General features: G+C 71.0%; 2 protein-coding genes. One reads left to right on the top strand and one right to left on the bottom strand.

From position 1 onward, the window contains the following. Positions 1–556, top strand: a 556-nt coding sequence (locus Q1X76_RS10005; RefSeq protein WP_300719743.1) for an HAD-IC family P-type ATPase, incomplete at its 5' end; no start/stop codon positions are given. A gap of 679 nt (positions 557–1235) precedes the next feature. Here Q1X76_RS10005 and Q1X76_RS10000 read toward each other — a convergent pair. Then, positions 1236–2522: an L-serine ammonia-lyase, iron-sulfur-dependent, subunit alpha gene (locus tag Q1X76_RS10000; protein ID WP_300719741.1), complete on the bottom strand. Its 1287-nt coding sequence runs from the start codon at positions 2520–2522 to the stop codon at positions 1236–1238. Positions 2523–2826: the final 304 nt, after the last annotated feature.

Genomic DNA, 2826 nt, shown 5'->3' with positions numbered 1-2826 from the left:
CCTGCGTCCCGAATCCGCCGCGGTGGTGGCGCGCCTGCACCAGATGGGCATCCGGGTGGTCATGCTCACCGGCGACAACGAACGCACCGCCCAGGCCGTGGCCCGTCAGGCCGGTCTGGAGCCCGCCGACGTGGCCGCCGGTCTGCTGCCCGCCGAAAAGGCGGAACATATCCGCCGTCTCCAGGCCGAAGGCCTGCTGGTGGCCATGGTGGGCGACGGCATCAACGATGCACCGGCCCTGGCCGTGGCCGACGTGGGCATGGCCGTGGGCAGCGGCGTGGACGTGAGCGCCGAAGCCGGGGACATCGTGCTCATGCGCGGCGGCATGGAGGCCGTGCTCACGGCCCTGGCCCTTTCGCGCGCCACCATGCGCAACATCCGCCAGAACCTGGGCTGGGCCTTCGGTTACAACCTGCTCGGCCTGCCCGTGGCCGCCGGTCTGCTGCATGTTTTCGGCGGTCCCATGCTCTCGCCCATGATCGCCGGCACCGCCATGGCCCTGTCTTCCTTCTCCGTGGTCAGCAACGCCCTGCGCCTGCGCTTTTTCAAGATCTGAGCAGGCGCTGCCCTGCGCTGCCGTACGTCCGTGCCCGGTCCCGCCGCGCACAGGTCCCGGGCTTCGTGGCAGGCTGCCGGGGCGAGGCGGGACCGCAGGGAAACGCCGGCCGCCGGGCCGCGCACGCGCAGACCGCCATCACGCCACGGGCGGGAATGGCCTGCTGCCCCGGAGCGGCAGGCCGCAGGCTGGTGGGGAACTTTGACCGCCGCCTGTACGGCCCCGGGCCGCGCACGGGCAGGTGCTGTCCGGCCCTGTGCGGCGCTCCTGTCCCGCCCCTGTCCCGTGACGCTCCTGCCGGGAGGGAACAGCTCCACAAACGGGAAAACGCGGGCGACGGCTCATTGCCGTCGCCCGCGTTTTTTGTCGTCCCTGTCCGGCGATGGTCCGCCAGGTGTTCCCGGCATGCTGTCCGGTAGGGCCCGCCGGGACTTCCCGGGAGGATGCCCCGCCCCGTGGTCACGTTCCGTCAGGATCCTGGAGCGCGATCGTCCGGGAGCGGCCCGTCAGGGCGTGTTATGCGAATCTGAGATTTATTTCAACTAAATAGATGTTATCAGTCACGCATGTCCGGTGAAGGCTGCCCGCCGCGCGCTGCCGCGAGCGTCTGAAAAGGCGCGCCTGGGCAGGGAAGGCGGCCTTCCCTTCCCCCCAGGACAAAACGTCATGAGCCCTGAGCCTAGGACTTTCTGAGCATGATGTCCAAAATGACCTTGTCGGCTTCCTTCATGCCGGTGGAGCCCAGGCGGCCCAGATTGGCGATGCAGACCTCGATGTCGTCGTCGGTGATGCCTTCGTTGCCGGGCACCACCGAGCCGTCCAGGGCCAGCATCACGGCCTGTATGCCGGCGCCCACGGCCGTGGCCACCTTGAGGGCGCAGCTGCTCTTGGCGCCGTCGCAGATCATGCCCGCCACGTTGCCCACCATGTTGCGGATGGTGCGTTCCATGACCGCCAGATCCCCGTCCAGCAGCAGGGCGATGCCGCAACCGGCGGCCGTGGCGGCCACCATGGCCCCGCAGTGGGCGGAGAGGCGGCCCAGATGGTGTTTGATGTGGATGGAGGTCAGGTGGCTCATCATCAGGGCGCGGGCCAGTTCCTCGTCGCTGCTCTCCTGCCGGATGGCGCAGGCCACCACGGGCATGGTGCAGGTGATGCCCTGGTTGCCGCTGCCCGAATTGCTCATGACGGGCATCATGACCCCGGCCATGCGGGCGTCGGCCGCGGCGGCGGTCAGGCGGATGGCGAAGGTGGGCAGGTCGTCGGAGAGGATGTGCTTGCGCACCCGGGCGTCCATGGACTTGCCCACGCCGAGGCCGTACTGGCTGGAGAGGCCTTCCTCGGCCACCTGACGGTTCATGCGCGCGGCCTCGAGGATGAAGCTGATCTCCTCCAGCGGCGCGGTGGTGGCGAATTCGTAGACCCGGGCCAGGGTCAGGGGCCAGGCGGCGGGCGCGTCCCCGGCGCTGTCCGCGGTCACGCGGTCTTCCACCAGGACCCCGTCCTGCCAGACGCGGGTGATGTTGTCATGGCTGTCGCGCAGCTCGGCGGCGGCGCTGTGGCCGCCGGCATGGGCCGTCACCAGGCAGTAGAGCAGCAGGTCGTTGTCCGGCAGGTGCAGGGCCACGGCATCGGCCGCCACCAGGGCCCGGGCGGCTTCGGCCTGCGCGGGCTCCAGCGGAGCCAGGCATTCCAGGCCCAGGCTGCTTTTGCCGCCCAGGGCGCCGGCCGCGGCGGCCACGGCCAGGCCCATCTCGCCCGTGCCCGGGACCATGACGCCCATGCCGTTCTTGAGCAGGTTGGCGCTGACGGCCACGTCCAGACGTTCCGGCGTCCGGCCCAGGGCCTCGGCGGCGCGGGCCGCGGTCAGGGCCACGGCGATGGGTTCGGTGCAGCCCAGGGCGGGCACCACTTCCTGATGCAGCAGGGCCAGGATGGCCTGCCTGTCGGCAAGGGACAGACTCATGCGTTCTCCGGGCCCAGGGCCCACGGTAGAAGGTTGGCGGGAAGGGGCTCTCCCGGCCGGCGGCCGGAAGAAGGGCGTCCCGCGACGCCGGGGATACGGGGCACTCCCCGCGATGCGCTCCGCCCGGGCACAGGGGCCCGCGCAGCGTCCGGCGTGATGACGCGGCGCAACACCAGGGACCGGCGCGCTGTACGGGCGGGAGCGCCGGACAACCCGCGTCCCTGTCCTGTGTCGTGCGCGATGCGCGGACGGACGGGAGCGCCGGGTACCGTGCCCATGACCCCGGCAGCGCCTGCGCGCTGGT

Origin of the sequence: uncultured Desulfovibrio sp. (assembly GCF_949282365.1) — a bacterium.
In the GTDB taxonomy this organism is placed as follows: Bacteria; Desulfobacterota; Desulfovibrionia; order Desulfovibrionales; family Desulfovibrionaceae; genus Desulfovibrio.
The sequence above is the reverse complement of the archived record's forward strand: the minus strand, read 5'-3'. Positions and strand labels throughout refer to the sequence as shown.

Excerpts from the sequence above, each read along its gene's own strand:
- Q1X76_RS10000 (WP_300719741.1), bottom strand. The coding sequence starts at position 2,522 with ATGAGTCTGTCCCTTGCCGACAGGCAGGCCATCCTGGCCCTGCTGCAT.